The organism is Shewanella sp. BJSY2023SW005, assembly GCF_047314585.1.
In the GTDB taxonomy this organism is placed as follows: Bacteria; Pseudomonadota; Gammaproteobacteria; order Enterobacterales; family Shewanellaceae; genus Shewanella; species Shewanella algae.
Genome location: NZ_JBKORJ010000048.1, coordinates 55,462 through 81,286 on the forward strand (window position 1 = coordinate 55,462; position 25,825 = coordinate 81,286).

At 53.3% G+C, this 25,825-nt stretch carries 26 protein-coding genes; 17 read left to right on the top strand and 9 right to left on the bottom strand.

Annotated features, from left to right (window positions below; translation table 11 throughout):
- Positions 1-101 precede the first annotated feature (101 nt).
- Positions 102-782, bottom strand: coding sequence for a LysR family transcriptional regulator substrate-binding protein (locus tag ACMHXI_RS14590; protein WP_413735301.1), 681 nt, complete (start codon positions 780-782; stop codon positions 102-104).
- Between the two features lie 681 nt (positions 783-1,463).
- Between ACMHXI_RS14590 and ACMHXI_RS14595 the strand changes: the two genes are divergently transcribed.
- The 5 genes from ACMHXI_RS14595 to ACMHXI_RS14615 all read left to right on the top strand — a co-directional run bounded on the left by ACMHXI_RS14595 (position 1,464) and on the right by ACMHXI_RS14615 (position 4,413).
- Positions 1,464-1,928: a hypothetical protein gene (locus tag ACMHXI_RS14595; RefSeq protein WP_025010743.1), complete on the top strand. Its 465-nt coding sequence runs from the start codon at positions 1,464-1,466 to the stop codon at positions 1,926-1,928.
- A gap of 76 nt (positions 1,929-2,004) precedes the next feature.
- Complete coding sequence (locus tag ACMHXI_RS14600) at positions 2,005-2,466, top strand: nitrite reductase (RefSeq protein ID WP_044735454.1); 462 nt, start codon at positions 2,005-2,007, stop codon at positions 2,464-2,466.
- Positions 2,467-2,478: 12 nt separating this feature from the next.
- Complete coding sequence (locus ACMHXI_RS14605; RefSeq protein WP_025010745.1) at positions 2,479-3,162, top strand: 4Fe-4S dicluster domain-containing protein; 684 nt, start codon at positions 2,479-2,481, stop codon at positions 3,160-3,162.
- Complete coding sequence (gene nrfD / locus ACMHXI_RS14610) at positions 3,159-4,100, top strand: cytochrome c nitrite reductase subunit NrfD (protein ID WP_028780006.1); 942 nt, start codon at positions 3,159-3,161, stop codon at positions 4,098-4,100. The genes ACMHXI_RS14605 and nrfD overlap by 4 nt, the downstream gene beginning before the upstream one ends.
- A gap of 22 nt (positions 4,101-4,122) precedes the next feature.
- Complete coding sequence (locus ACMHXI_RS14615) at positions 4,123-4,413, top strand: cytochrome c3 family protein (protein WP_025010747.1); 291 nt, start codon at positions 4,123-4,125, stop codon at positions 4,411-4,413.
- A gap of 193 nt (positions 4,414-4,606) precedes the next feature.
- Here ACMHXI_RS14615 and ACMHXI_RS14620 read toward each other — a convergent pair whose 3' ends face one another.
- Positions 4,607-5,032, bottom strand: a complete 426-nt coding sequence (locus ACMHXI_RS14620; protein WP_028780007.1) for an Lrp/AsnC family transcriptional regulator — start codon at positions 5,030-5,032, stop codon at positions 4,607-4,609.
- Positions 5,033-5,173: 141 nt separating this feature from the next.
- Between ACMHXI_RS14620 and yjeH the strand changes: the two genes are divergently transcribed.
- A complete protein-coding gene (gene yjeH / locus ACMHXI_RS14625) occupies positions 5,174-6,439 on the top strand; it encodes an L-methionine/branched-chain amino acid transporter (RefSeq protein WP_208136310.1) in 1,266 nt (421 codons plus the stop codon).
- Between the two features lie 35 nt (positions 6,440-6,474).
- Here the strand turns inward: yjeH and ACMHXI_RS14630 are convergent, their stop codons facing one another.
- The gene (locus ACMHXI_RS14630; RefSeq protein ID WP_025888905.1) at positions 6,475-6,930 is read right to left on the bottom strand and encodes a TerB family tellurite resistance protein; all 456 of its coding nucleotides are present in this window, start codon (positions 6,928-6,930) and stop codon (positions 6,475-6,477) included.
- Between the two features lie 185 nt (positions 6,931-7,115).
- Complete coding sequence (locus ACMHXI_RS14635) at positions 7,116-7,646, bottom strand: DUF2780 domain-containing protein (RefSeq protein ID WP_093983954.1); 531 nt, start codon at positions 7,644-7,646, stop codon at positions 7,116-7,118.
- Positions 7,647-7,833: 187 nt separating this feature from the next.
- On the opposite strand from ACMHXI_RS14635, the gene ACMHXI_RS14640 reads away from it, so the two are divergent.
- Complete coding sequence (locus ACMHXI_RS14640; protein WP_025888906.1) at positions 7,834-8,538, top strand: hypothetical protein; 705 nt, start codon at positions 7,834-7,836, stop codon at positions 8,536-8,538.
- A gap of 43 nt (positions 8,539-8,581) precedes the next feature.
- Positions 8,582-9,994 (top strand): tetratricopeptide repeat protein, encoded by a 1,413-nt coding sequence (locus tag ACMHXI_RS14645; protein ID WP_335922338.1) that lies wholly within the window; start codon positions 8,582-8,584, stop codon positions 9,992-9,994.
- Here ACMHXI_RS14645 and ACMHXI_RS14650 read toward each other — a convergent pair.
- Entirely contained in the window at positions 9,991-10,290 is a 300-nt protein-coding gene (locus ACMHXI_RS14650; RefSeq protein ID WP_025010750.1) for a hypothetical protein, read from the bottom strand. The genes ACMHXI_RS14645 and ACMHXI_RS14650 overlap by 4 nt on opposite strands.
- Positions 10,291-10,616: 326 nt before the next feature.
- Between ACMHXI_RS14650 and ACMHXI_RS14655 the strand changes: the two genes are divergently transcribed.
- Complete coding sequence (locus tag ACMHXI_RS14655; protein ID WP_117200196.1) at positions 10,617-12,488, top strand: methyl-accepting chemotaxis protein; 1,872 nt, start codon at positions 10,617-10,619, stop codon at positions 12,486-12,488.
- A gap of 24 nt (positions 12,489-12,512) precedes the next feature.
- Here ACMHXI_RS14655 and ACMHXI_RS14660 read toward each other — a convergent pair whose 3' ends face one another.
- Positions 12,513-13,472, bottom strand: coding sequence for a LysR family transcriptional regulator (locus tag ACMHXI_RS14660; protein WP_025888907.1), 960 nt, complete (start codon positions 13,470-13,472; stop codon positions 12,513-12,515).
- A 113-nt stretch (positions 13,473-13,585) separates the two neighbouring features.
- On the opposite strand from ACMHXI_RS14660, the gene ACMHXI_RS14665 reads away from it, so the two are divergent.
- Together ACMHXI_RS14665 and ACMHXI_RS14670 are read left to right on the top strand one after the other, a co-directional pair.
- Positions 13,586-14,794, top strand: coding sequence for a multidrug effflux MFS transporter (locus ACMHXI_RS14665; RefSeq protein WP_208143312.1), 1,209 nt, complete (start codon positions 13,586-13,588; stop codon positions 14,792-14,794).
- Positions 14,795-14,976: 182 nt separating this feature from the next.
- Positions 14,977-15,567, top strand: a complete 591-nt coding sequence (locus ACMHXI_RS14670; RefSeq protein WP_025010752.1) for a tRNA-uridine aminocarboxypropyltransferase — start codon at positions 14,977-14,979, stop codon at positions 15,565-15,567.
- Positions 15,568-15,734: 167 nt separating this feature from the next.
- Here the strand turns inward: ACMHXI_RS14670 and ACMHXI_RS14675 are convergent, their stop codons facing one another.
- The gene (locus ACMHXI_RS14675; protein WP_071238005.1) at positions 15,735-17,837 is read right to left on the bottom strand and encodes a putative bifunctional diguanylate cyclase/phosphodiesterase; all 2,103 of its coding nucleotides are present in this window, start codon (positions 17,835-17,837) and stop codon (positions 15,735-15,737) included.
- A 212-nt stretch (positions 17,838-18,049) separates the two neighbouring features.
- Here ACMHXI_RS14675 and ACMHXI_RS14680 point away from each other — a divergent pair, with 212 nt between their 5' ends.
- The 4 genes from ACMHXI_RS14680 (at position 18,050) to ACMHXI_RS14695 (ending at position 22,660) form a co-directional block, all read left to right on the top strand.
- Positions 18,050-18,403, top strand: a complete 354-nt coding sequence (locus tag ACMHXI_RS14680) for a hypothetical protein (RefSeq protein ID WP_025010754.1) — start codon at positions 18,050-18,052, stop codon at positions 18,401-18,403.
- Between the two features lie 72 nt (positions 18,404-18,475).
- On the top strand, positions 18,476-19,774 hold the full coding sequence (locus ACMHXI_RS14685; protein ID WP_413735308.1) for an amidohydrolase: 1,299 nt from the start codon (positions 18,476-18,478) through the stop codon (positions 19,772-19,774).
- 127 nt (positions 19,775-19,901) lie between these two features.
- The gene (locus ACMHXI_RS14690; RefSeq protein WP_039036029.1) at positions 19,902-21,230 is read left to right on the top strand and encodes a M16 family metallopeptidase; all 1,329 of its coding nucleotides are present in this window, start codon (positions 19,902-19,904) and stop codon (positions 21,228-21,230) included.
- 56 nt (positions 21,231-21,286) lie between these two features.
- Positions 21,287-22,660: a M16 family metallopeptidase gene (locus tag ACMHXI_RS14695; RefSeq protein ID WP_413735316.1), complete on the top strand. Its 1,374-nt coding sequence runs from the start codon at positions 21,287-21,289 to the stop codon at positions 22,658-22,660.
- Between the two features lie 68 nt (positions 22,661-22,728).
- Here ACMHXI_RS14695 and ACMHXI_RS14700 read toward each other — a convergent pair whose 3' ends face one another.
- Complete coding sequence (locus ACMHXI_RS14700) at positions 22,729-23,706, bottom strand: hypothetical protein (RefSeq protein ID WP_335920334.1); 978 nt, start codon at positions 23,704-23,706, stop codon at positions 22,729-22,731.
- Positions 23,707-23,997: 291 nt separating this feature from the next.
- Between ACMHXI_RS14700 and ACMHXI_RS14705 the strand changes: the two genes are divergently transcribed.
- Both ACMHXI_RS14705 and ACMHXI_RS14710 read left to right on the top strand, forming a co-directional pair.
- Positions 23,998-24,561 (top strand): hypothetical protein, encoded by a 564-nt coding sequence (locus ACMHXI_RS14705; protein ID WP_413735311.1) that lies wholly within the window; start codon positions 23,998-24,000, stop codon positions 24,559-24,561.
- The gene (locus ACMHXI_RS14710; protein ID WP_167715614.1) at positions 24,518-25,057 is read left to right on the top strand and encodes a hypothetical protein; all 540 of its coding nucleotides are present in this window, start codon (positions 24,518-24,520) and stop codon (positions 25,055-25,057) included. The genes ACMHXI_RS14705 and ACMHXI_RS14710 overlap by 44 nt, the downstream gene beginning before the upstream one ends.
- Before the next feature lies 1 nt (position 25,058).
- On the opposite strand, the gene ACMHXI_RS14715 is transcribed toward ACMHXI_RS14710, so the two are convergent.
- The gene (locus tag ACMHXI_RS14715) at positions 25,059-25,523 is read right to left on the bottom strand and encodes a tRNA (cytidine(34)-2'-O)-methyltransferase (protein ID WP_025010760.1); all 465 of its coding nucleotides are present in this window, start codon (positions 25,521-25,523) and stop codon (positions 25,059-25,061) included.
- Between the last annotated feature and the right edge of the window lie 302 nt (positions 25,524-25,825).

Genomic DNA, 25,825 nt, shown 5'->3' on the forward strand with positions numbered 1-25,825 from the left:
CCGCTTTTGGCAGCGCTATTGTATGAACTCTTGGGCAAATCTGTCTGTATACCTCAAGGCGAAAGATCGGCTGAGATCGGGTTCAGATTGATGTGGCAAGCCTACAGCAAGGTTCCGCTCACCAAACGCAGTTGTGAGCGAATCCATTCCAGATCCGGGTCTTGCTGGCCGCTGGGGCTGAGCAGTGTCAGAGTCAGTGGCTCAGTGACATTGAACAGCCGGGTTGTTTCCATTTCTGACAGTTTGCAAAGGTGTAGCAGGGGTTCTTCGCCCAGCAGATCGAATACTGCCTTATAGGACACCAAAGCCACCGCCTGTGAGGCTTCCAGATAGGCACTCAGGGAGGAGATGCCGGTGATGGTCATCTCGACATTCAAATCCAGATTGTTGATCCGGCAGTAGTCTTCAAATGGGCTCAGGCTGTTGGGCCCAAGGCCCAGGTCTGTATTGATATAGGGATACTCGGCTATGGTTTCCAGTGTCAGTTCACGGGACAACAGCGGATGATTCTTGTTGCAGATAAGGTAAAGGCTATCCAGCTTTCTCAAGGCTTCTATCTGTAACTTATTGCCGATTGCCAGCAAATCCTGCGGGTAATGGCAACTGCAAAGCCCGGCACTGATGTTGCCGTCTATTATTCCTTGCAATGAGTTGCAGCCCCAGGAGTTCAAATTGATATGCAACTGCTTGTTCTGTTGTTTAATGGCCTGCATCAAGGCTTTTGGGTAGGCGTAGGATATCAGCCCGGGGGTGACCAGCTCGAAGTTTTTGTTTCCTGCCAAGGTTGGGTTTCCAAGATGATTGAAGCCCTTGGCACAGTCGACTATTTCTTTGGCAATAGGGTAAACCTTAGCTGCAAATTCATTTGGAATAAGGCCATACTTCTTTCTTAAAAATAGCTCGTTACCAAAAATAGATCTGGCAGTTTTTAAACAACGGCTTATTTTTGGTGCGGGTACATTTAGAATTTTTGAAACATGTGTTGCAGACTTGTTCTCATATAAGCTAACAAGAATGGAAAGACTAAGAATATCCAGTTTTTCAAAGTCAATATGGTTCATCTGCAATACTCCTTTAGTGGTACCCTCGATATCTATATTAACCAGTTTTTTCAGAAAAAATAATTTTATTCGAAGCTATTTTTGATTCTGTATTCTAGATCACTAAATGCTGGGTTTTAGGTTAATTAAAGGTTGTATGTGAGAGGGATTCTCATTACGCCTGCATATTTCAAATAGTGAAATAGTGTATTTTCAAATATCGTTTTATCTAAATTCGATTTCTTATTTTTAGCAGTTTATTTTCTAGAAAACAGCAATGTAGTCAGTGTCTTATGTTTTGTTTTTTAAGTCTTTCTCCGGATGGTTATTTGATGATGATCAAAATTTATATTGCTGTAGATAGTAATAATTCAACTGCGCAATAAGCGCATTAAAAACTAAAAATGATGTTTGGAGGGTTATATGGATACTTCAGTTATTCTAAGTTATGCCTTTATCTACTTCGTGCTTTTTATTGCAGTACCATTCGTGCTGGTGGTATTTGTGATGACATGTATCAAGTTCTTTAAGTCAGACGAAAAAAACGCCGAAGCGATAAAGCTCAAGAATCGGTTCTTTGACAAACAGAGTTTAGACTTTTTTAAATCTCTGAAGTCTTTAACCAATGGTCGATACGAAGTTTGCAGCAATGTAGCTTTGGAGTCAGTGGTTGATATTGACCCACATGCGCCTGCAAGTCACTCACGTCTGGACTATGTATTGATAGATCAGAATTCTTCAGAAATAAAAATGGTAATTTCAGATTTCAGTGATGCTGAAAGTGCCAATTCAAAGAGCCTACTCGAAAAACTCAACGTTCGCCTCATCGATATGAAACGCTCCAATCCCCTGGATGCACAGCATCTTGAGCAGATGTTGACGGCTTAGGCTGCAATAACGGGTGGCGGTGCTGCGCTGCCACCCTTGAGTCCCTGTTAGATCCAATTGAAAGTGAGGACCCGAGATGTCCAGTATTCGATGGCGTGCAATATTAGGCGCGGCCTCTTTGACTTGTTTGTTGGGAGTGAGCGGCGTTGTCTATGCCGAGACCGCGTTGAAAATCAACAGTGATCCCTGTGTGAAGTGCCACAAACGTAATGGCTTAATGCAGGGACACCATGGCCAGGATCAGCTCAATATGAGTTGCAGTACCTGTCATGGCGAAAAAGGAAACCATCCAAGAAAGCCCAATGATTTAAGGGTATTTACTCCTCAGGAAGGGATTGCACCTGCAACCCAGAATGCCACCTGTCTCAAGTGTCACCAGCCGCAGAAATTGGCTGAAAAAGAGTGGACCCACAATGTTCACGCCGACAAGTTGAGCTGCGCCGCCTGCCACAAGCTGCACCCGTTGGACGATCCAATGAAACAAGCAACAGGCAAACAGCACAGTAAGTTGTGCCGCGACTGTCATACGGCCAACTAAGGGGTAAGAGTAATGGAAAATTCCAGAAGACGTTTTTTAAAAGGGGGCTGTGCCCTGATGGCCGGTGCCTCTCTCTATCCATTGAGTGGCAATGAAGCGGTTGCCAGTGCCGATCATGACTCGGGGATCAATTATGCCCTGCTCCATGATGAAACCAAGTGTATTGGTTGTAACGCCTGTAGTGACGCCTGTCGGGAAGTCAACCAGGTACCTGAAGGGGTTTCCCGGTTGGAGATTATTCGCACCGGCCCTTACGGCGAATACCCGAACCAGTTTTATCACTTTAGCCGTAAGTCTTGTCAGCACTGTGAAGACGCTCCTTGTGTCAACGTCTGCCCAACAGGTGCGGCGTTCAAGGACAAGAAAACCGGCATAGTGACGGTCGACGCCTGGAAGTGTGTCGGTTGTCAGTACTGTATCGCGGCTTGCCCCTATCAGGTGCGCTTTATCAACCCTGTTACCAAAGCGGCCGACAAATGCGACTTCTGCCGAGAGACTCAACTCAAGCAGGGTAAACAGCCGGCCTGTGTGGAAGCCTGCCCAACCAAAGCCTTGGTATTCGGTAACCTGAAAGATCCGAGTTCAGAAGTGGTGCAGATGATTCGGGCCAACCCAACCCAGAGATCCAAGGTCGATCTCGGCACCCGGCCCAAGCTGTTCAAGATTGTGGCCAAACAGGGGGAGATTAAGCTATGAGTCCTTTTCATTTTGATACTTTGGTTTGGCACTGGCCCATTGCGTTTTATCTGTTCTTCGCCGGGGTTTCGGCGGGCGCCATGTTCTTTGCCGTGCTGTTGAAAAACCTTTGTCTGAAGCAGGATGCCTGGCGTTCCGGCTTTGTCCAGGCAGCTTGTTTGGTGGCGCCGATCACTGTGATGGCGGGCTTGGGGATCTTGGTAATCGACCTGACCAAGCCGTTCCATTTCTGGAAGATCCTGGTGTTCTATAACCCCACTTCAGTGATGTCCATCGGGGTGATGATCCTCATGGTTTACATGGTGTTCATGTTTGCCTGGATTGCCATGGTATTCCGTCAACCGATAGACGACTGGTGTGAGCAACGTTTCCCCGTGGTGCTTAAAGTGACAGGCTTTTTGGCCAAGCATGAGCCCAGTTTGACAGGTCTGTTGCTGATCTTCTCCCTGGCGCTGGGGGCTTATACCGGCTTCCTGCTGTCGGCTCTGCCCGGTTACCCCATGCTGAAGAATCCGGTATTGCCTCTGCTGTTCCTGATCTCCGGTTTGTCTTCCGGTGCGGCGGCGTCTCTGCTTGGTGGTGTACTGCTCAAGGGTAACCCTGACGGCAAGGAAGTGCACTTTATTCACAAGATAGAGATCCCTCTGATCCTGGTGGAAATTGCGGTGATCTTCACCTTCTTCGCCGGCTTGGTACTCACCGGTGGCCAAAGCAAAGTCGCGGCCTTCAATGCCATAGGGGAAGGTTTCTGGGGCTGGGTGTTCTGGCTGGGGATCCTGGGTTGTGGCCTCTCTATTCCACTGGCCATGAATCTGTTTATGACCGCCACGGCCAAGCGTAAATGGTCTTATGTGGCTGCGACAGCAACCCTGAGTCTGTTGGGGGTCATTTTGCTGCGCCACTTCATCCTGTACACAGGACAAATGACGATTGCTTAACCCCCATAAAAAGGAAAATGTGATGTTGAAAAAAATGCTTCTGATGATGGCTCTGGGTTTCTCCGGTTCACTGCTGGCGGCCCCAATTGCCGATTCCCACACGGAAATGTCCGGCTGCGAAGCCTGCCATAAAGATGGTTCGCCTTCCGCCGACTATGCCTTTGAAAACGAGCAATGTGCTTCCTGTCACGGTGATATGAAGTCGCTCGAAGGTGAGGCTCACAAGAAACATGATGGCGTGCTCAGCTGTACTGACTGTCATACAGCTCACGAAGAAAAAGACCCGGCAGCGGGTTGCAAAGACTGCCACTGATAAGAGGTTAAGGAATGCGGCGGCTTTGCAGTCAATAACAAGCACCGCCGCATCCTGAAGCAGCGTTTTACGTTGCTGACAAGGAAGTGATTGGGCAGGAAGCCACTTTGTTATTGCGCCTTTGACGCATTTCCCGATCCTCCACGGGACTCGCCACCTATTGAGCACGCGGGTGGCTTTTCTTGGTTTTAGTTCACTGGTTATTAATCCACTCGCTCATCACCACATGGGTTTTAATCTTCACTATCTCGGTGTGTGTGTCGATATATTCGCGGATCTCATGCAGCCGCCGCATGGATGGGGTTTTGACAAACACCAGCAGATCCATGTCGCCTGAGATACCATGACAGGTCACGACTTCCGGAATCGCGTGAAACACATGCACCACATCGCTGCAGCGGGGGCACTTATGCTGAATTTCAAAGTAAGCACTCACAGCTTCTTTTTGGGATTCGCTGAGTAGCAGCTGGTAACCGCGGATTACACCGTTTTGCTCGAGCTTCTTGATCCTGTCCGAGACAGCGCTGCGGGACAGCGACACTTCGGCTGCCACATCTGAAATGCTCCGACGGGCGTTTTTTTTAAGCGCATTAATGATTGCTTTATCGAACTTATCCATGCTACCTGACGTTTTGAGTGTTTTTTGCTGATTTGCCGTCATTTTGTCGGCCTAAAAGCCGTATTTGACGGAAACGAATGACAGAAAGTCTGCCGGAGAACGACTATACTGGCGCCATTCAAGATACTGATAATTTAGCAGATGAATCAAGTTACAGGAACCATAGGACGCTGGCAGGGCGCCGGCTTAATGGCCACCACATTGTTGGGTACCGGGGTGTTTATTTTGCCGCAGATGACGGTCGCCAAAGCCGGTAGTGGCGCCTTGTTGGCCTGGGCTTTGCTGACCCTGGCCATTATTCCGGTGACCCTGGTGTTTGCCCGTCTGGCCAGTCGTTTCCCTCACGCCGCCGGGCCGGCTTATTTTGTCGAACGAGCCTTTGGCCGTACCCTGGGCCGCACCATAGGCCTGAGCTTTTTGATGGCTGTGCCTATCGGTGCGCCCGCCGCCATTTTGATGACTTTCCAATTCGTTAATGCGCTGGTTCCCGTGTCCGGCTGGGTTCAAGTGGGCTGCGAACTCTTGGTTCTGCTCGGGCTCTGGCTACTCAATCTCAGGGGGATTCAGGTTTCTGCCAAGGCGCAATTTGCCCTGACACTGGGAATTGTGGCCGTGGTGGTAATGATGTTCGGCGCCGGTGGTGCCAAGGCCGGTGAATTGGTGTCTTTGACTGCTCATTCCACTCCCGATTATGACGGCGTGATGCTGGCGATAGGCATCGCCTTCTGGAGTTTCCTCGGTGTGGAGGCCATGACCCACTTGGCCAACGATTTTCGGCGCCCGGATCGGGACTTGATCCCCGCCATGGTGATAGGGGTGATTTTGGTCGGCGCGGTTTATTTGGCCTGTACCTTGCTGTTATTGCTGGTGGAAGTGGATACCAAGGTCGCCATGATAGGCGCATTCGATACCCTGCTCGGCGGATACGGTGCTCAGGTGATAGGTGTGCTGGGTATTGCCAGTGGTCTGGCGGCGGTTAACGTTTATGCCGCCAGTGTATCGCGGCTGCTTTGGAGCTTCAGTACCGAGGGGATATTGCCGGCCTGGTTCCGTGAGCGTAACAGTTATCAGGTACCGGTCAGAGCCTTGTCGGCCGTGCTGGGTGTGATGGGGCTGGTGATAGTGCTGACCTATATTTCAGGCCAACAGCTTGAGCAGCTTATTGCGTGGAGTAACGGGGTATTTGTGGTGATCTATCTCTTGTCCATGCTGGCAGCCATTCGCTTGCTGAGCAAACGTTACCTGCCTTTGGTACTGCTAAGCTGCGCGCTTTGTGTTTTGCTGGCGTTTGCACTCGGCAACGCCATGGCCTACGCCCTGGGGTTGCTCTGTGTGCTGGCTGTGTTGTTGACACTGCAACAGCAGTGGCAGAAACGCCAATTGCCGCCGGTGATCCCTATGCAATAAAAACGTGCAATAAAAGCATGCAATAAAGGGCGGGTTCAGTCTGAGTTGCCAGTCATGGCCTGGTTGCGCAGCTGGATCAGCTCAGAGTGTTTGAGATACAGCAGGTCGGCACAGCGGCGAATGATCTGGTCTTCGTAGCGGCACAGTTCGCCGTCGGCATAGGCCACACGCCACATCGCCAGGATCAGCTGCTGCTTCTGCTCAAGGGTAAAGCTATCATTGATGGCTGAGGTGAACTCAAACAGTGAGGTGGCATCGTGACGGCTTTGTTTCGCCTCAACTATCAGCTCGGCCGCCGCTTCGGCGGCTATACCCAGCGTATGTTCCAGAAGTTCGGGTAACAGCTGGGCCTCGGTGCCGGACATCTCCTCATCAGCATAAACCACTTCCAACAACATGCTGGCGGCTGCCAATTCCAGTTGTTTCTGCTGTTCCTGCGGGGATTTACTCTGCTGATGGGCATTCAAAAACTGCTTGAGTTTGGCGATCATAGGCTTCTCTTGTCAGTTGGCTCAGTGTTGGGGCTAACCCTGTTGGCTCTGGGAGTGTCGGGCCGCGCGGTTTGCGGCTTGGGCAGGGTGAAGACCAGCCTTGCCGATGCGCGCTTTAACCGGGCGGCCACGTTTTTTAGACGCCATCAGTGGCCGCGGGTTCCCCTTTGATAGTGTGAACCGCTTTACAGCAATGAGCCCAGCCCCTTGACCAGGAGATCGGCTGTGCCTTCGCCACCGCTACTTTGCAGGTAGTTTTTGACTATATCTATCATGGGCGCAGCCAGCTCTTTGGAGATCCCAAGTTTGGCAAAGGCATCATAGACCATGGCGCTGCCCTGTAGAGAGTTACCCAGGTCGCCGGCTTTGGAAAGCAGGCCCGTCATCCCTGAGTTGCCATCCAGCTTGGGCGCTGCGGCCAGCAAGCCATCAATACCGGGAATGCTGTCGGCAATGGGAGAGAAAGATTCTTGCCCCAATGAAGTCTTGGCCAGTCCGAGAAGGCTGCCAAGGCCACCTTCGGCCTGGGTTTGAGTCAGACCCAGCTGTGACATCACGGTGCCAACCAGCTCACTGTTTTGAGTGGCGGTCTGGGTATTGGTGGCTGTATCGGCTTGTGTCTGGGTGTTGCTGGTGAGTTTGTCGAACCAACCGGCCTGCGCTGGGGCCGCCAACAGTGAGCCCATGATTACGGCTGCTGTGATATAAGCTTTCATTTCTGCTTTCCTGTGCAAATAAAAGGTCTTCTGGGGCCATATTCTAGTCTTATCTCTGGCGTCGATGCACGGCTTTTGCGTGACAGGCGGTCGTTTTGCTGTATTTCATTTGTGCATTGGCGCGTGAATTTGGGTATCCTTGGCGTCTATCTTGATCCTTTAATTACAACCTTTTTGGGAAAGCTGCATGTCTCTGTCTGCCATCCTGACCGAAGCTTATAACTTCTTCCGTAATCATATCGTTCAGCTGGCGATGCTGACCGTTCCCTTACTGCTGTTGCAGGTGGGTATTCAAATGTGGCTCGGTGCCGAGCTGCTAAATGCCGATCCTGAAAATCCGCAGTTCGGCACTCCTCATATGCTGGCAGTGATCGCCTTGATGGTGATCTTCTCAGTGCTTATCGCGGCGTTGACGCTATTTATGGAGCTGCGTACCGAAGGCATGCAGCCCAGTACTGGCCAGGTGTTGAAATCCAGTCTGGCATTTGTGCCTGGGCTGATGTTGGCCGGAGTGTTCTCCGGAATGGCGATCGCGGCGCCGACCATGATCCTGGCGGCCATAGGGCCTATTTGGATCCTGGGGATGGGGATCAGCCTGTATCTGTTTGCCCGCCTGGCCTTTGTTAACTTTATGGTAGTGGTCGAGCGCATGAGCCCGTTGCAGGCCATCAAGGCCAGTTTTGAGTTCAGTAGCGGGCTCACCGGCACGACAATCTTGGTACTGCTGAGCTATTTTCCGCTGCTGCTCATCGGCAGTGTGCTGTCGCAACTGGGACAGGCTGGTGGTATGCCACTGCAGTTGGTGGTGGATACCTTTGTGGCTTTCATTGGTTTATTCGTCAATGTAGCCTTGTTCCGCCTTTATCGCGTTGCCCGTAAGGGCCGAGCTTGAATCTTCTTTGCTAGCCGCTCAAGCGGCTCTGTGAGGTCAGACTGTGCTGGATGATGTTGCCTTTATAGCCAGTGTGTCGGAAGACTTGGCCCGGGAATACCGGACTGCCAAGCGCTATGTGCAGGACGTGCCAACCCAGGCACTACTGCATGTTCGCAGCTTTGCCCACAAATTGACTGAGCTGTTGGCCGCACCGGCCAAGCTCAGTTTTGACAGCCCCAACCTTTATGATCGTATCGAACAGCTCAATAGCCAGCGGCTGATCGATGTGCGCATCACCCGGGCGCTGCATAGGCTGAGGGCCGATGGCAACCGCGGCGCCCATCCGGAAAAGTTCCACCTCACAGAAACGCAACTGCTGCAACTGGCCAAAAAGGCCATCGACGATCTGTTGAAACTGATGGAACTGGCCTACCCAAGGCTGAAGGGCCGGGAAGCGCCAGAGTACCACTTCGATGACTTTGATCTGCAGGCCGGACGCGAGCTCTGCTATCGGGCCGTGATGGAGGATGATGCTGAGGCGCAATATCTGCTGGGTATGGCGCTCAAGAATCGAGCCCTGATTGCCCGTGGCCAGGAACAGGCCCTGCAAGATAAGGCCGACGAACCGCTCACGGGTGACTCGGCGCGAATGCTGGCCAAGGCGGCACACTGGTTTGCCGAGTCGGCGCCAACTGAACCCAAGGCGTTGTTTGAACACGGAGTGGCCCTTATTCATGGCTACAGTGGTGATGTTGAGCTTGCTACTGGGCAGCAGGCTATTCGCCAAGCCGCTGAGGCCGGCGTGACCGATGCCATGGCGCTCTTGGGCTACTTCTATCTGGTGGGTAGTGGTGAGCTGGCTAAAGATGAAATCGAGGCAGAACGTTTCCTCAGTGCTGCTGCCGCCAACGAACAATCTGAGGCCATGGCCAATCTCGGGGTGCTCTGTTATCAACGCGGCGAGCTGCAACAAGCCTTTGAACACATAACCCGGGCGGCCAGAGCCGGCGATCCCCACGCTCAATACCACCTAGCCCTGATGTTGGCCCGTGGCGAAGGCTGTGAAGCCGACCCAGGTGCCAGTGAACAATGGTTGGCCGAAGCGGCAGAGCAGGGACAACTGGATGCCATGTTGGCGCGGGCGCAGCATATGCTCAACGATGACACCGCATTTGGCTCGGATCTGTCTCAGGCCGAAAGTTATTTAAGACAGGTTATCCGCTATGGCCACAGTGTGACCGCCATGATTGAATTGGCGATAGCCCTGACCGATGGTTGCCTTGGACGTATAGACGTAGTGGAGGCTGTTGCTTGGTTGCGTCTGGCGCGAGAGCGCGCCGATGAGCGTGAACTGGAGGTGATAGGCCCCTTGTGGCAGTCACTGCAACAACAGGTTGAGAATGTATTGCAGCTGAGCCAATCGGCAGATGAGCGGCGTGCCCTGAAACGGGCACAGGAACTGCTCGCCGATTAGTCCGGTTCGTGCTCTATGATACGGCCCCTTGGGCTCAAGCCTGAATCCCGGCACAGGTTGGGATCCAGGTCGTAGAGATCTCTTTGTCTGCCTCTTTGGCGGCATTGGTGAATGCTGGCCAACTGGCGTTTCAAATAGCTGCGGCCAAACAGGCTCAAACACAGGAGTGTAGTTGCCGCCAGGATCAACACCAGGGGCATAAGCAAGAGTGCCAGGCTAAAGGCACTGAGACTCAGCAATGCTCCCGCCAAGGTTCTGGGATTGAGTGGCTGACTCTGCGCAAATTGTCGGTACATCTTTCTTCCTCCGGTCTTTGCTTGGGTCCAAGTGTGACCCCATCCCTGGCTCAGGTCACGTTAAATCTGCTTCATTATTCATCATGTTTAATACGACTTTATTAAGAAAGCGTTAAGAGGCAGGAGTTCCCCGAATAAATAATTATTCATCAACTGTGGTTTAAAACCCAAAAGTCAGAGTTTTTGTTGCAATTTTGACCTGTTTTTCAACTAATTGTGAACTATCACTCAGTCAAATCAGCAGAATATGCGATCATTTCGACAAAGCTGTAGGTCGCTACTCCGATGGTTGTCGGCCTTTTCTCAAATATCGGACTCCGCTGAAGATGAAACTCCGCTCATTGAAACACAAGTTGCTGGTGTGTGTGGTACTGGCATTGACTCTGGTTGTGGCTCTGCTTTCCTGGCAAAGCTACAGCACTCAAAAAACACAACTGTTGCAAGCCAGCCAGCAAGAGTTAAAGCGTATTGGTGATATGCAGGCACAGCGTGTCACCGAGTGGTTGGCGATTCGCACCAACGTGGTTTCATCCTTGCAGGAATACATAAGTGATGACTTTGTGCCTGCACTGCAGCAGGCCCGGGCGGCCGGCAAGCTGGAGTCTGTCTACTTCGGTGGCAGTGACGGCAAAATGCAGGATGCCGATCCCAGCGTGGACAACAGTCATTACGACCCCCGCAGCCGTCCCTGGTACCAGGATGCCATGGCCAAAGGCCGGGCCATTATCACCAAACCCTATATCGACAGCGGCTATGGTATTCAGGTGGTCTCTTTGGCGCAGCCAACCGCCAAAGGGGTGATAGGTGGTGACTTGGCAATTGATACTCTGGTGGCCGAGGTTAACAGCATGGCGATCCCGGCCGCGGGTTTTGCCATCATGATGCATAACGACGGTACCGTAATCGCTTATAAGGATGGCAGCAAGGCGATGCGTCCGGTTGCCGAAATTGATGATGATCTCGGTGCGGGCATTCTGGCCAACATTCAAAAAACGGCGCAGTTGCAATCCCTGTATTTTGATGCCGATGGTCGGGACAAACTTGTTTGGGCAACGGCCATCCCGGATACCGACTGGCAGCTCTTGCTGCTGCTGGATAAGGCAACGCTTGAAGCACCGCTCGGCAAATTGCTTTGGACCCAGGTTGGCTTGGCGGCGCTTGTGCTGCTGGTGAGCACGGCGGCTATCTCTTGGTTTCTCGGACTCTTGTTGGCTCCGCTTGGGCGGGTATCCCAGGCGCTGGCACGGATTGCCGACGGCAATGGCGATCTGACCCAAAGGATCACTGTCGACAGCAATGATGAAGTGGCCGAGCTGGCCGACAACTTTAACCGCTTTGTCTCGGCCCAGCATCAACTGATAAGCCATATACGTCAGTTGGCGGCCGAACTGGATCTGGATGCCGAGCGGGGGTTGAATACCACCCAGAGCTCGGTTGTTGAGCTGCAAAGGCAGCAGCAGGAAGTAACCATGGTGGCTACCGCAGTTACCGAGATGGCCAGTGCCACCCAGGAGATTGCTGCCAACGCCGAGTTGACCGCTACTGCAGCGCAGCAATCTTCCTGCAGCTCTCAGCAGGGTAAGAGTCTGGTACTGCAGACCCGAAACTCAATACATTCATTGGCCGAGGAAGTAGGCCAAACCACCGAAGTGATCAATGAGCTCAATCGTCATGCCCAGGCTATCAGCGGTATTCTCACCGCAATTCAAGGGGTGGCCGAACAGACCAATCTGTTGGCGTTGAACGCCGCCATCGAGGCTGCCCGTGCCGGTGAACAAGGGCGCGGTTTTGCCGTGGTGGCCGATGAAGTGAGGGTTCTGTCTCAGCGTACTCAGGATTCGGCTTCCGAAATCCACGACACCATAGAGGCATTGCAGCAAACCACTGCCAGGGCGGTAGCCTCCATGGAAAACAGCCGCCAGATGGCAGGCCGCAGTGTCGGCGATGCCGAAGAGGCCAGTAAGGCGCTGGAAGAGATAGCCGTTGCTGTGGCGCAGATATCCGATATGGCCGGGCAGATAGCCACGGCGGCGGAAGAGCAGACTCAGGTAACGGGGGAGATTACCCAAAACACCACGGCCATCAAGGACGTTACCGATGAGATCACCTCCACCGCCATGGACGACCTTGAGCACGCCAAGGCGCTCAAGGTGCGTGCGACCGACCTCAATGCCAAGGTAGCGACCTTCGTGCTCTAATCATATTTAACTCAAGACCGCTGTTCAGGCGGTCTTTTTACTGCTCATGCTGTCACCTATCAGCTGTCGCATCCAGCGGTGGCCGGGGTCGTCGTTATTGCGCTCATGCCAGAGCAACACATAAGCCATGGGCATAAAGTCTATCGGCAGTGGCAATTGCTGCAGCGAGTAAAGCTTGCAGGCGTGCAGTGCAAAACTGGAGGGCAGGGTAAACACCAAGTCACTGTGAGCACAAATACTGGCAGCACCGTAGAAGTCCGGCACTGTAGCACTGAGGCGGCGATGATGACCGAGGTCCGCCAGAAAGTAGTCCAGTGCCCACCAATCATTACCCTCACAACGCACCTGTACATGGGGTAGCGCCAAGTAGGCTGCCAGATCCCAGACCTTGTTCTTTTGAGCTTGAAGCGCCGGGTGCCCTTCGCGCACCAGACACACTTGATGATCCTGAAACAGAGTTTGGTACAGGATCCCTTCCGGCAACTGGCTGAAGTGAAAGCTGGAGCTGGGCTGCAGATCCCTTCCCGAAATTCCCAAATCTATCTGCCCCTGCTGCAGTGCCTGCATGGATTTTTCGGTCCAGACATAGGAGTCGAGCCTGACATTAGGGGCGTTGCTGAGCAAGCGACCGATAAAACTGGGCAGCAGAGTTTCATAGGCGCTTTCTACCATGGTGAGCGAAAACTGCCGGTTGCTGCTGGCCGGGGTAAACACGGGAGGTTGGGTCAGTTGATGCAGACTCTGTAAGGCGATAGGCAGATGTTGCGCTAACTGTTCGGCGTGAGCCGTCGGCTTGAGGCCGTGGGCGGTGCGCTGAAACAGAGGATCGCCCAACATGTCGCGCAGGCGGTTGAGGCTCTTGCTCAATGCAGATTGACTCAGGTGCAGCCGATTGGCGGCGCGGGTCACGCTGCGCTCTTCCAGCAGCACCTGCAACATGACCAACAGGTTGAGGTCGATACGGGCCAGATTATCCAGATTCACCCTGATATTCCTCAGAGGAAATTATGTTGTGAGATTATATCATTTCTTTTCATACCACCAGTTCATTAGAATGTGCCCCATCTCAGTTTTCACTCAGGATTGAACGACAACCTATGGCAAAAAACCTCCTGCCTATACTGATGGCCATGGTGCTGTTAAGCCCACTGGCTATCGATATCTACTTGCCCTCTTTGCCGACTATGGCGATTGAATATGGCGTCAGTGCCGGCGAAGTCCAGTCTACTCTGGTGCTTTTCCTGTTCGCCATGGGGGTAGGGCAGATCCTCATAGGCCCTTTGGCTGACAGATTTGGCCGCAGGCCTGTGGCATTGGGGGGGATTTCTCTCTATGTGCTTAGTGCGCTGTTGGCTGTGGTTGCCATGGAGTTCGAATGGTTACAGATTGCCAGGGTATTGCAGGGGTTGGCAGCTTGCTCCACTTCTATCGTCGTCTTCAGTGCAGTGCGTGACTGTTACGCACCGGCTGAAAGTTCTCGTATCTACAGCTATCTCAACGGTGCGATTTGCGTCATCCCCGCACTGGCACCAACGCTTGGCGGTGTGATGGCGATGCAATTCGGTTGGCGTTCAACCTTTGGACTGATGGCTGTTTACGGCTTGGTGATCCTGCTGCTGGTGAGTATGCGTTTTCCAGAAACCCGGCCGCAGAATACCGTCAGCAGTGGGCCGCTGTACCGCTGGGGTCGCTATCAGCCTGTATTGGCCGAACGCCACTTCCTGTTTTATGCCTTCTGTTGCATGGCCGGTATGGCCTCAATATTGAGCTATGTTTCCTACGCACCTGTGTGGCTGATTGATCATTTGGGTATGTCAGAGCTGGCATTCAGTGGCCTGTTTGGACTCAACGCCTTGGTGAACATTATTGCCTGCTTTGCCGCCCCCATGGTCACCAAACGCCTTGGAAATCGCGCGACCGTTGTGTTTTCGCTCTGGTTGCTGCTGGCTTCTGCCGCGATGCAACCTGTGCTGCAGATCTATGGCCCTCAACAAGGTATGGCTGCCGCCATGAGCTTTATGTTGCCCATGATGTTGCTGTGTGTCGGATTCGCCTTCCTGTTGGGTCCGGCAACCAGTATGGCGTTGGCGGCCTTCGGAGAGCGTGCCGGTACTGCGGCAGCCTTGCTCGGTTGTATTCAGATGAGCGGCGCCTCTTTACTGGCCGGTTTGGTGCAGCAAACCGACCTCAGTGCGCCATTCGCCGTGACCCTGGTGATGGGCAGCCTGTCTATGGTGCTGCTGCTGATCATGGCCCAGCGTCGTTTCAATGCCTGGCATCAGGAGCAGCAGTTTGCGCATCACTGAGTTTTAACAGATTTAAGCATCACCCTTGGCCCGTTGCAGTTGACCGCTGCCGCGGGCATTTTTTTAGAGCCCGGATGGTGCATGGGGGCAATGCCGGTTGCTGGCAGGGGTTGTGTTACCATAGCTGGCGCTGTGGTAGGTCCGCAGTCTTAAAAGTGTTGAATCTCTGATAGAGAAGACCTATGTCGCGCCCTTACTGTGAACAATGTGGTTACCCGCAAACGGCCTGTGTTTGCGGGGCCGTGTCTGCTATATCTCCACGCAGCCGGCTGTTGGTATTGCAGCATCCCTCCGAGGTGGAACATGCCAAGAACAGCGTGCGTTTATTGCAGTTGGCTGTGCCGAGCACCAGAGTGGTAGTGGGCGAAACCGAGGCGGACTTTGCCGAGCTGAGAGCCGAACTGACAAGGAATAGCATGCCGACTTTCTTACTCTATCCCTCTGATGAGAGTCAGCTATTACAGGCGGCTGAATCATCTGAAGCGGTACGGCTTATCCTGCTGGATGGCACCTGGCGTAAGACCTTGAAAATGTATCGACTTAACCCTTGGTTACAGGCCTTGCCCCAAAAGCATTTGTCACTGACGGCGCCGACAGCGTATCGCATTCGCAAGGCCAGCCGCAGCGATAGCCTGTCGACACTCGAGGCGGCAGCAGCGGCCCTGTCTCAGTTGGAGCCTGGGCTGGATGTGGCGCCTATGCATGGGTTACTGGCTGAGCTGGTGGCGCAGCGGCTGCGACGGATGCCGGCCAAGGTGCGGGAGCGGTATTGAGTAAGCGGTAGCGAAAATTTCGTGTAGATCACGACATTTATAAGCTAATCCGGTTTTAATTAGCGTACATCATCCCTGATGATGGAGTGGGACTGTCGGCTTACCGCTTTTGCAGGGGAGTGGTAGCAGAATGACTCTGTTGCCGGCAGTCCTGTTCACTCCGCTGACTAAAGCTGAAAATGTGCCAGGGCAAACTGTTCTGGATGCAAGGGATAACCGAAAAAGAACCCCTGTGCCAGCCCGTCACCCATCTGCCGCACCATATCATTTTGATCGGCCGTTTCTATTCCCTCGGCAACAAACTTGAGCTCCAGTGCCTGTGACAGCTGCACTATGGCCTGACACAGACGTTTGCCTTTCTGATGCTCCAGTTGTTCGGCAAATTCACCGGCAATTTTCAACCCATCCAGGGGCAGACTGCCTAAACGGCTCAGTGATGACAGCCCGGTACCGAAATCATCGAGGACGATTCTGACCCCCAGCTCCCTGAGCTGTTTGAGGGTTTGTTTGGCTTGGCGTGGATGGCCCAGCAGTGCCGATTCGGTGATCTCCAAAATCAGTGCTTCGGCGGGAAGCTGATGATGTTGCAGCGCCGATTTTACCTGCTGGTAAAAGTCCAGGTGCTCCAGTTGCAGCGGCGACACGTTGACCGAAATAATAAAGTCGTTGTCCTGTTGCCGCCAAAGCGCCAGTTGCCGGCAGGCTTGCTCCAACACCCAGTTGCCGACAGTGACTATTAGACCGGTTTCTTCCAGCAAAGGCACGAAATCGGCCGCTTCCAGTAGTTCGTGTGGACTCTTGTGCCAGCGCAGCAGTGCTTCGGCGCCGGCCATGCGGTTATCCTTGAGCCTGACTATGGGTTGGTAAAACAGGCTCAGTTGCCCCAGCCCCAAGGCATGACGCAGATCGCCGAGCAATTTGAGTTTATGTTCGGCGGCCTCACTCATGGAGCTGTCATAGAAATTGATATGACTGGCGCTGCGTTTGGCACTGTACATGGCGGTGTCGGCCTGGCTCAGCAGCTCGGAGGGATCTATCTCCCGGTCGCCAAACAGGCTGATACCTATACTGGTACCCAGGTAGAATTTCTGTCCTTCCAACTCAAACGGCGTCTCGAACAGGGCCAATATCTGCTGCGCGAAACGGTAGATATCTTCTCTGTCGCGGCAATGCTGTAACACCAAGGTAAATTCATCACCGCCCATGCGGGCGATGTCGGCTCTCTCTATGCAACCGGCTTCCAGCCTGGCGGCGACCAATTGCAGTATTCTGTCACCCATGGAGTGGCCAAAGCTGTCGTTGACATGTTTGAAGCCGTTGAGGTCGAGAAACATCAAGGCACCTGTGGTTGGTTTTCCTTGGTTGGCTGCTTCGCGACTGGCGCTGAGGGCCTGGCGCAGTTTGCGCTTCATATGACGACGATTGGGAAGTCCGGTGAGCATGTCGAACATGGCTTGTTCTGTCAGGCGAGACTCCAGTTGCTTGCGCTCGCTGATATCGCTGAAGATGGTGACCAGATAACAACCGGATTCGGTCTGCAACCTGCGACTGCTCTGCCAGGCGGGAAAGTGACTGCCATCGACTCGGGTATGGCTGACCTCGCCCTGCCAGAAGTCCCGCTGCGCCAAGGCGGCGCGGCATTCTCTCTGTTTGGGGTCGTTTGCGGTTTCGAGGATCTGCAGTTGCTGGCCTATCAATTGTGCCTGGCTGAAACCGCAAAGGCGGCAGAGGGCCCGATTGACTGCGAGGATTTTGCCCGAGGTATCACTGATGACTACGGCTTCGGCACTTTCTTCAAGAATGCCCGCCAATACGCTGCGGGGCAGCAAGCCAAATACGTCCTGAGCTTCACCTCTGGGGCCCAGGCGACGATCCAAGGCTTCGAAACGCACCAAGATCATCCTGTTACTGTCTATTCTGACGGGTTCCAGGTAGAGGCGGGTTGGCAGTTCTTTGCCGTGGCGATTGAGATGCAGCCACTCCTGCACCTGGGACTTAGCCGTAGCGGCCTGCAGTAGTTTTTTCGCCAACTCTATGCTGCTCTGGCCGCCCAATTGCAGTCTGGGGGCAAAGTCATAGAGAGTGGCATCGAGAATTTCCTGGTGGACACAGGCGAAGTAATCCAGCGCGGCCTGGTTGGCTGCGAAAATTTTACTCCCTCTGAACAGTGCCAGAGGTGTCGAGTGTGGATCGCTGCGCCAGAGTTGCAACTGGGGGCCAAGCTTTGTGTCAGCCACCAGACTCTGCAGCAGTTGTGTCCATCGGATCATCCAGGATACTCCCTTGTCGTTCTCCCGCTGAGAACCACTTCCCTTTGTCAATACTTCAATCCTTTGGTTTTAAAACTAAACAGATCTACTCTGTGGCTCAATCAAAATTTCGTTTTGTTGCTAAAAATGTTCATTATCGGTCAAACTGGTGAAAAAATGTGTGATAGTCCTTGGAAGATGGATTTTTGTTCTCTCTCATGCAGGAGTGAATTATGGCGAGATTAATACTGTTACTGAGCTGGCTGCTGGCCTTTGGCGTGAGTGCGGCCGATTTGACTCAATTGAGTGAAAAAGCCAGTGAAGATGCCCGGCGTCTGGAGCAGGAACAACTGGAAAAAGCCAGGGCCGCAGCCAAGGAAACTGCCGAGCGGGAACAGAAGGTGCTCAAACGCCAGCAATCCGGTGAATGGCAGGAGGAGCAAAGGCTAAAAGCCAGAAAACAGTTTGATGAGAGGGCGCAGCGGGAACAGAAATACTTGCAGGAAGCCAAAGAGGCGGCGGCCAAAGAGCGCAAGATCGAAGAGCCCAAGATGAAGAAGCTGAAACAGAAGCAGATAGAACCTTAAGCCAGAGCTGTATTTCAGCCCCCAAGTTAAAGTGCTTGCCGTCCAAACCATTCAGACTAACAGGGAATTGTTATGAAATCTTTTGTCTCGGGACTGAGCCTGGCTCCCGCCTGGTTGTTGCCATTTGCCGTATTCGCAGCCGACCCTACTGTGCTGGCGCAGCAGCAAGCCGCCAAGTTGGAGCCAAAAGTGATTGAATGGCGGCGGGATCTGCATAGGCACCCTGAGTTGTCCAACCGTGAGTTTCGCACGGCCGCCAAGGTCAGTGAGCACCTGCAATCTTTGGGATTGGAAGTACAGACTGGAGTGGCTCATACCGGTGTCGTTGCCTTGCTCAAGGGCGATTATCCCGGGCCCTTGATCGCTCTTCGGGCCGACATGGACGCCTTACCTGTTACTGAAGCTGTGGATCTTCCCTTTGCCTCCAAGGTTAAGGCCGACTACCGTGGGCAAGAGGTGGGTGTCATGCATGCCTGTGGTCACGATACCCACGTGGCTATCTTGATGGGGGTGGCCGAAGCCCTGAGCAACTTGCGATCTCAGCTTCATGGTGAGGTGATGTTTATTTTCCAACCGGCGGAGGAGGGAGCGCCTGAAGGGGAAGAAGGCGGCGCCGAGTTGATGCTGAAGCAGGGGCTGTTTGCCGCCAAACCTGAACGTGTTTTTGGGCTGCATGTAACCTCGAATCTCCCAACAGGCATGATAGGGCTCAGGGGCGGGCCAACCATGGCCAGTGAAGACTCTTTCAGTATCCAGGTTAAAGGATGTCAAACCCATGGCTCCCGCCCCTGGAATGGCGCCGACCCCATAGTGGCCGCGGCACAAATTGTCAGTGCCTCGCAAACTATTATCAGCCGCCGCACTGATTTGACTGCCGGCCCCGCAGTATTGAGCTTTGGTGCCATCAACGGCGGGATACGTTCGAATATCATTCCCGATGAGGTTGAGCTTATCGGCACCATCAGAACCTTTGATCAGCCGAGCCGGGCCAATATCAAACAGCAACTGAGCAAGACCGCCGAATTGATAGCGCAAGCCAATGGCACTGAGGCGAAGACAGAGATAGTCCAAGGCTATCCTGTGCTGGTGAACAGTGCTGAATTGGTGGCCGAAGTCAGGCCCTTGCTGGAGCAAGTGGTCGGCAAGGAGAGGCTGGTGGAACCCGGGCTTATCACAGGGGCTGAGGACTTTGCTTTCTACGCGCAAGAAACCCCGGGGGTTTTCTTCTTTCTTGGGGTAACTCCTGAGGGGACTGACCCGGCAACGGCGGCCAGCAATCACTCCCCCTATTTCTATGCCGATGAAGCAGCGTTCAAGACGGGGGTAGAGGCGTTGACCACACTGGCACTCACCAGCTTAAGCGGCAAATAAACCGTACGGGATAAAGCATTTTGCTTACAAAATCTGACAATTCCGTATCACTTGTTACTTGATTTACAGTGCTTTTTTACCCGATATTGGATCTTTTGAAATCAGCAATCAGCCAAGGAGCGACCCAATGAAGCGTACGCTGACCGCCCTGCTGATGTCAGCCAGCCTTCTTGGTGCGGCGACAACACAGGCGACCACGGCCGAAGATATTCAGAGTTTTACCCTGAATAACGGCATGAAAATCATGGTATTGGAGGATTCATCCATTCCCAATGCCAACATGTATCTGTTTTGGAAGGTGGGTTCACGCAACGAGGTGCCCGGGATCACAGGGATCTCCCACTTCTTCGAGCATATGATGTTCAATGGCTCCAAGAAATACGGCCCTAAGATGTTTGACCGCACCATGGAAGCGGCCGGTGGCGCCAACAACGCCTACACTACTGAAAACGTGACCGTTTATACCGACTGGTTCCCTTCCAATGCTCTGGAAACCATTTTTGATCTGGAAGCCGATCGGATTGCGGCGTTGGATATCAATGCCGAGATGGTAGAGAGTGAGCGCGGCGTAGTTGCCTCCGAGCGTACCACAGGGCTGGAAAACTCCAACTGGCGTACCCTGCAGGAAGAGGTAAAAGGTGTGGCCTTCAGGGCGCATCCCTATAGCTGGTCTGTGATTGGCCATGAATCTGATATTGCGGCCTGGACCTTGGAAGATCTGGTGCAGTATCACAAGACCTACTATGCCCCCAACAATGCGGTTGTGGTGATTGCCGGTGACGTTAAGCTGGCCGAGGTCAAGCGTCTGGCCCAGCGTTACTTTGGCCCTATCCCGGCGCAAGAGCCACCCAAGGCGGTGAAGACAGTCGAGCCGCTGCAAAAAGGGGAACGACGGGTCTTCGTCAAGAAGGAGTCTGTCAGCACGCCCAATATCATGCTGGCCTATCACGTACCGGCCACCACCAATAAAGACTATTACGCGCTGGATCTGCTGACCTCGATTCTGAGTGAAGGCAACAGCTCGCGCCTCTACAAGGCTTTGGTGGACAAGCAGTTGGCGATTGCCGCCGAGACTTATATGCCCATGTCTTTTGACCCCAACCTGTTGTACATCCTTGGGGTGGCGGCCCCAGGTGTCAGCGCCACCACTCTGGAGCAGGCATTGATCGAAGAGGTCAACCGTATTGCCCGTGACGGCATTAAGGTTGAAGAGTTGGAAAAAGCAAAAAATATCAAGCTGATGGATTTCTATCGCAGTATGGAAACCATCAATGGCAAGGCCAATACCCTGGGCACCTACGAACTTTATTTCGGTAGCTTCGACAAGCTGTTCCAGGCGCCGGATGCCTATAACCAGGTCACAGTGGCCGACATTCAAAGGGTGGCAGAAACATACCTGCGCCGTGCCAACCGCACTGTGGGGGTACTGGCTGCACAAGAGGAGGCGGATCAATGAGCAAGGTTTTTTCTCTCAAGGCCTCTCTGGGCGCCATGGCCATTGCCGCAGCTTTGATGGTTTCTGGTTGTCAGTCTACCCAGGTGAAGGTGAGCCAGGATACCGGCCACTTTGTACTGCCAGCATATGAAAGAGTCACTCTGGATAACGGCCTGACGCTGATGCTGATGCCGCAGAAAGAGGTGCCGCTGATCACCCTAAACGCCGTGGTGAAAGTCGGCAGCGTCAATGACACCACAGCCGGTGTGGCAGAGGTGACGGCTCAGGGCTTGTTGCTCGGCGCCGCCGGTCGCACCAAGGCCAGCATAGAGCAGGAGGTGGACTTTCTCGGTGCCAGTCTGAATGCTGATGCCGGCCGTGAGGGCAGTTACCTCAGCGCCGATTTTATGGCCAAAGATGCCGATACCATGCTGGGATTGTTTGCCGATGTGCTGACCCGTCCCGACTTTGATGCCACCGAGTTTGATAAACTCAAGAGCCGCAGAGTCGCCGAGCTGGCGCAGGAGAAAGAGAGTCCCAAGTCCGTGATTGGGCGCTACTTCAACAAGTTGGTCTTCGGTCAGCATCCTTATGGCAATGCCACTTCGGGAACCAGTGAGTCAGTGTCCCAGTTGACGGTCAACCAGCTGAGAGCCTTCCACAAGGGCTACTATCAACCGGCCAATACCGCTATCAGCGTGGTGGGCGATTTCGACCCGGCGCAGATGAAGGCCAAGCTGCAAGCGGCATTCGGTCAATGGAGCAACAGTGAATCGCTGCGTGCCGTTGACCTCAAGCAGGGGCTGCCGACCCTGTCTGCCAGCCGAGTCTTGCTGGTGGATAAGTCGGACGCGATAGAGACCACCTTCACCATAGGTGGCCTGGGTGTGACTCAGGATAACCCTGACTATGTGGGCCTGACTGTGGTCAACACCATACTCGGTGGCCGTTTTACCTCCTGGCTCAACGATGAGCTGAGGGTGAATGCCGGTTTAACCTATGGCGCGCGCTCGGGTTTCGTTCCCTATCGTGACTCAGGGGTGTTTATGATCAGTACTTTCACCAAGTCGGCTACTACAGAGGAAGCCATTGACTTGGCACTCAAGACCTACAGCCGCCTGTGGCAGAAAGGGATAGATCAGCAGACTCTGGATTCAGCCAAGGCCTACGTCAAAGGCCAGTTCCCGCCCAAGTTTGAAACCAGTGGCCAGTTGGCTGGCCTGCTGTCAGACATGTACCTGTACGGTTTTGATGAGTCCTATATCAATCAATTCCAGCAACGGGTGGATGGGCTGACTCTGGCGCAGACCAAGCAGTTGGTCGACAACTACTTCCCCAAGGATAAGTTGCAGATGGTGCTGATTGGCAGTGGCGACAAGATAGCCCCGATAGCGGCCAAGTATGGCGAGGTGACCCGGGTCGATATCAAGGATGTCGGTTTCGGCGGTTAACCCGACCAACTGGATCATAAAGCCACCTCAATTGAGGTGGCTTTTTATATCATTCTGCATACGCGCTTTTACTTTGGGGCTTGAACTTCACACAAGTTCAGCCTGCGTTTGTCGTGAACGACAAACAGCTTGTCATCCATAAAGCTGACCTGCGCCTTGGCCGGTTTGATGTCACCGAGACTTTGAACCTGGGTTAGTGCCAGTTCAAAGGAGTTTTGCTCCTCGGCCAGCGGATGACACTCGAAGCGATTGTTGCCCTTGGTTCTTAACCACAGCTGTGGCCCACAATTGCTGAAACGGGCGTTGCCGGGCGCCAGAAGGCGAGACGACTGCAAGAGCAGATCTTTTTCCTGACCACTGCCGAGCATTTTGGAAAGCTTGCCAAAGAGGCTGTCCGGCAGGCCATATCTGTACTCTGCCAATATCGTCTCTTGACTGTCCGCTGCAGACTGCCCCTGACAGAGGCAGAAAATCTGCCTGTCACAGACCTGGATCTCTTCAAGCCAGTGTGGGCTGCCCGGCTTTAAGGCGATGAGCTCAGGTTCGTCCGGCTCCTTGTATCTGTTGACCAAGTGACACTGATCATCCTTGATAAATAACCAGGAAATGGCTCGGCCCTTACGGGTATTGGGGGAACTCATTCGCAGCAGCAGTTGATTGTCATCCAGCGGGCAAAGCTGCAATGGCAGAAAGTGGAAGTGTTGCTGCTCCACTGTCATGGAAAGCACATCCGGATTGGCAAAGGGGTAGTGCTGCGCCTTATCTTCTGTCAGCGAATCCCAGATCCAGAGCCCGGTTTCATCCACCAAGGTGAGTTGTTGATGCCAGAGGCAGACCTGGGGATGCCCCTTAAATTGGGTGAGATCCAGCAGCAAGCTGGGGGAGTCCGCCTCGGTAGGCCAAATGGCCAGCAGCGGCTTACGCTCTGACTCGTCCCACAGCGTCAGCGCCAATAACTGCGGTGCCAGGAAGCGTGCGGCCTCCAGCAACCAGCCTTTGTGGTTGAAATCCCACTCTCTGATGATACGGCTCTTGAGTCTGTGCATGAGATCTCCGGCAATAACAGCATTGGCATTGATTGTCGCAGAAACTGTGCAATAGATCTGCTACGAAAACAGAAATTTATCGGCTTGTTTATCGGGAAACTTTGTTCTGATCCAGGTGCGGTTCGACTGTGGGATTTGGCGGAGTTAAAAAGCTCCCGGGCACTAACGCCCTGGGTACTAACGCATAGTCACGACACCGGGTTGCCGTTTGCCGGCCGTGCCAGGTAAAAGGCAAAAGGCGTTTTATGTCCTAAACTTCTTTATGCCTGCCACTCAGCCACAGAGATCCCCATGACCATGACAGATAACAAGCAGCTCGAAACGCCCACGACTCTGGATTCACTCGATTCGGCCCAATGGCTGCATATTTCGGAAACGGTAAAACTCTTGTTGTTGTCGATAGCTCAGATAGAGTTGACCCTGACTGACGGTGAACACAATGTCACCGGTTTAGGGAGTCTGTTTACCGACATGGCGGAGCAATTGCGTGAGGTGAATGCTTGGTTGGAAACTCAGGAGAATACTCCGGCCGAGATCTGCGATCATGGCCGCCATCTGGCCGGTAAGGTCAATGAAGGCATAGTGGCTTTTCAGTTCTATGATCGCCTGTCACAAAGGCTCAACCATGTGGTGACCGGGCTGGCGCTGACTGAGGAAGTTCTGCGGGATGAGCATAGTCGCACCTCGGAACATGCCTGGAAAATGTTACAGCGTACGATTAAGTCGACATACTCGCTGGACTGTGAACGCAAAATGTTTGATCTTGTGCTGCAGGGAATGCCACTACACGAGGCTTTGAACCAGTATCAAGATGAACATCTCAAGCAAAACAACAACGATATCGAACTCTTCTGATTTTCTACGCCTGTTTATTATTTCCCTGGCCTTGGCCTGGCAACCCGCCTGGGCCGGCAAGGCCTCCTTTAGCCAATTCTGTGAAGCGCTCAATGGCCATTGGCAGGGGGATGGCGCCCAAAGCGGACAACCCCCGAAGGAGCTCAGCCTGGATGCCATCTGCAGTAAAGACAAGCGTCAGTTGTTACTCAGCGTCAGTGAAGGGGCACGCCATCCCCTGAGTGAAACCTGGTGGTTCAGAGACCAAGACCCCAGCGTGGGGCTCTGGTACTTTGATGGTGTGACCGAAGAACGCTTTCAATCCTTCACTCTTTACCATCAGGGCCGCGGATTTTCCCTGTTGGGTGAAGGGCAGTCCGGCGGACGCCCGGCGTTGATCCAACTGCTATTCGAAGCCGACAATGACGGCTGGCTCTGGCGCCAGAATTTGCACTATCTGGATGAGGACTCGGATAGCTATCAAACCTACAGAGCCATCTCACTGCAACATCGCTGATTTATTTAGCGCCGCTGAAACCCTGTTGACGCCATGCTTCATAGCTGATGATAGCCACTGCGTTGGAAAGGTTCAGGCTGCGGCTGGAGGGCACCATAGGGATCCTCAGTCTGTGCTCTGCAGCAATGCTCTGCAATATTTCCTGAGGCAGGCCGCGGCTCTCTGGGCCAAACAAGAGCACATCACCTTGCCGATACTCGAGCTCAGAATGTGGCCGGCTGCCCTTGGTGGTGCAAGCCAAAATGCGTTTGCCCGCCATGGCTGCGAGAAAGTGCGGGAAATCCGGGTAACGGTTTACTCGGGTCAGATCGCCATAATCCAGCCCGGCCCGGCGCAGTTTTTTCTCTTCCAGATCAAAACCCAAAGGCTCTATCAGGTGTAGCTCGCAGCCGTTGTTGGCGCAGAGACGGATAATGTTGCCGGTATTGGGGGCGATTTCGGGTTCATAGAGGGCGATGTGGAACACGGGTTTACCTTATTGCATGCAGATGCGGGCATTATACCATTCCGCTAAGGAGTGTACTCTCTCAGTGAGAATGCAAAGTCGCTAGAAAGTAAAAAAGCCCCATCGAATATTAGCGTGGACTGGAAATGAAAACGGTTGGAGAGTTATTGTTTAGTCGCCAAACCAAAACAATGACCAACCCCAACCGTTCTCAACATCGAATATTCATGATTGGAGTCGTGTCAAACGCCTGGTCATGGACGAGTTTGCCCTGTTCAAAGGCCATCGTTACGCCACCGTGGTGGCCGATGCGGATACTCATC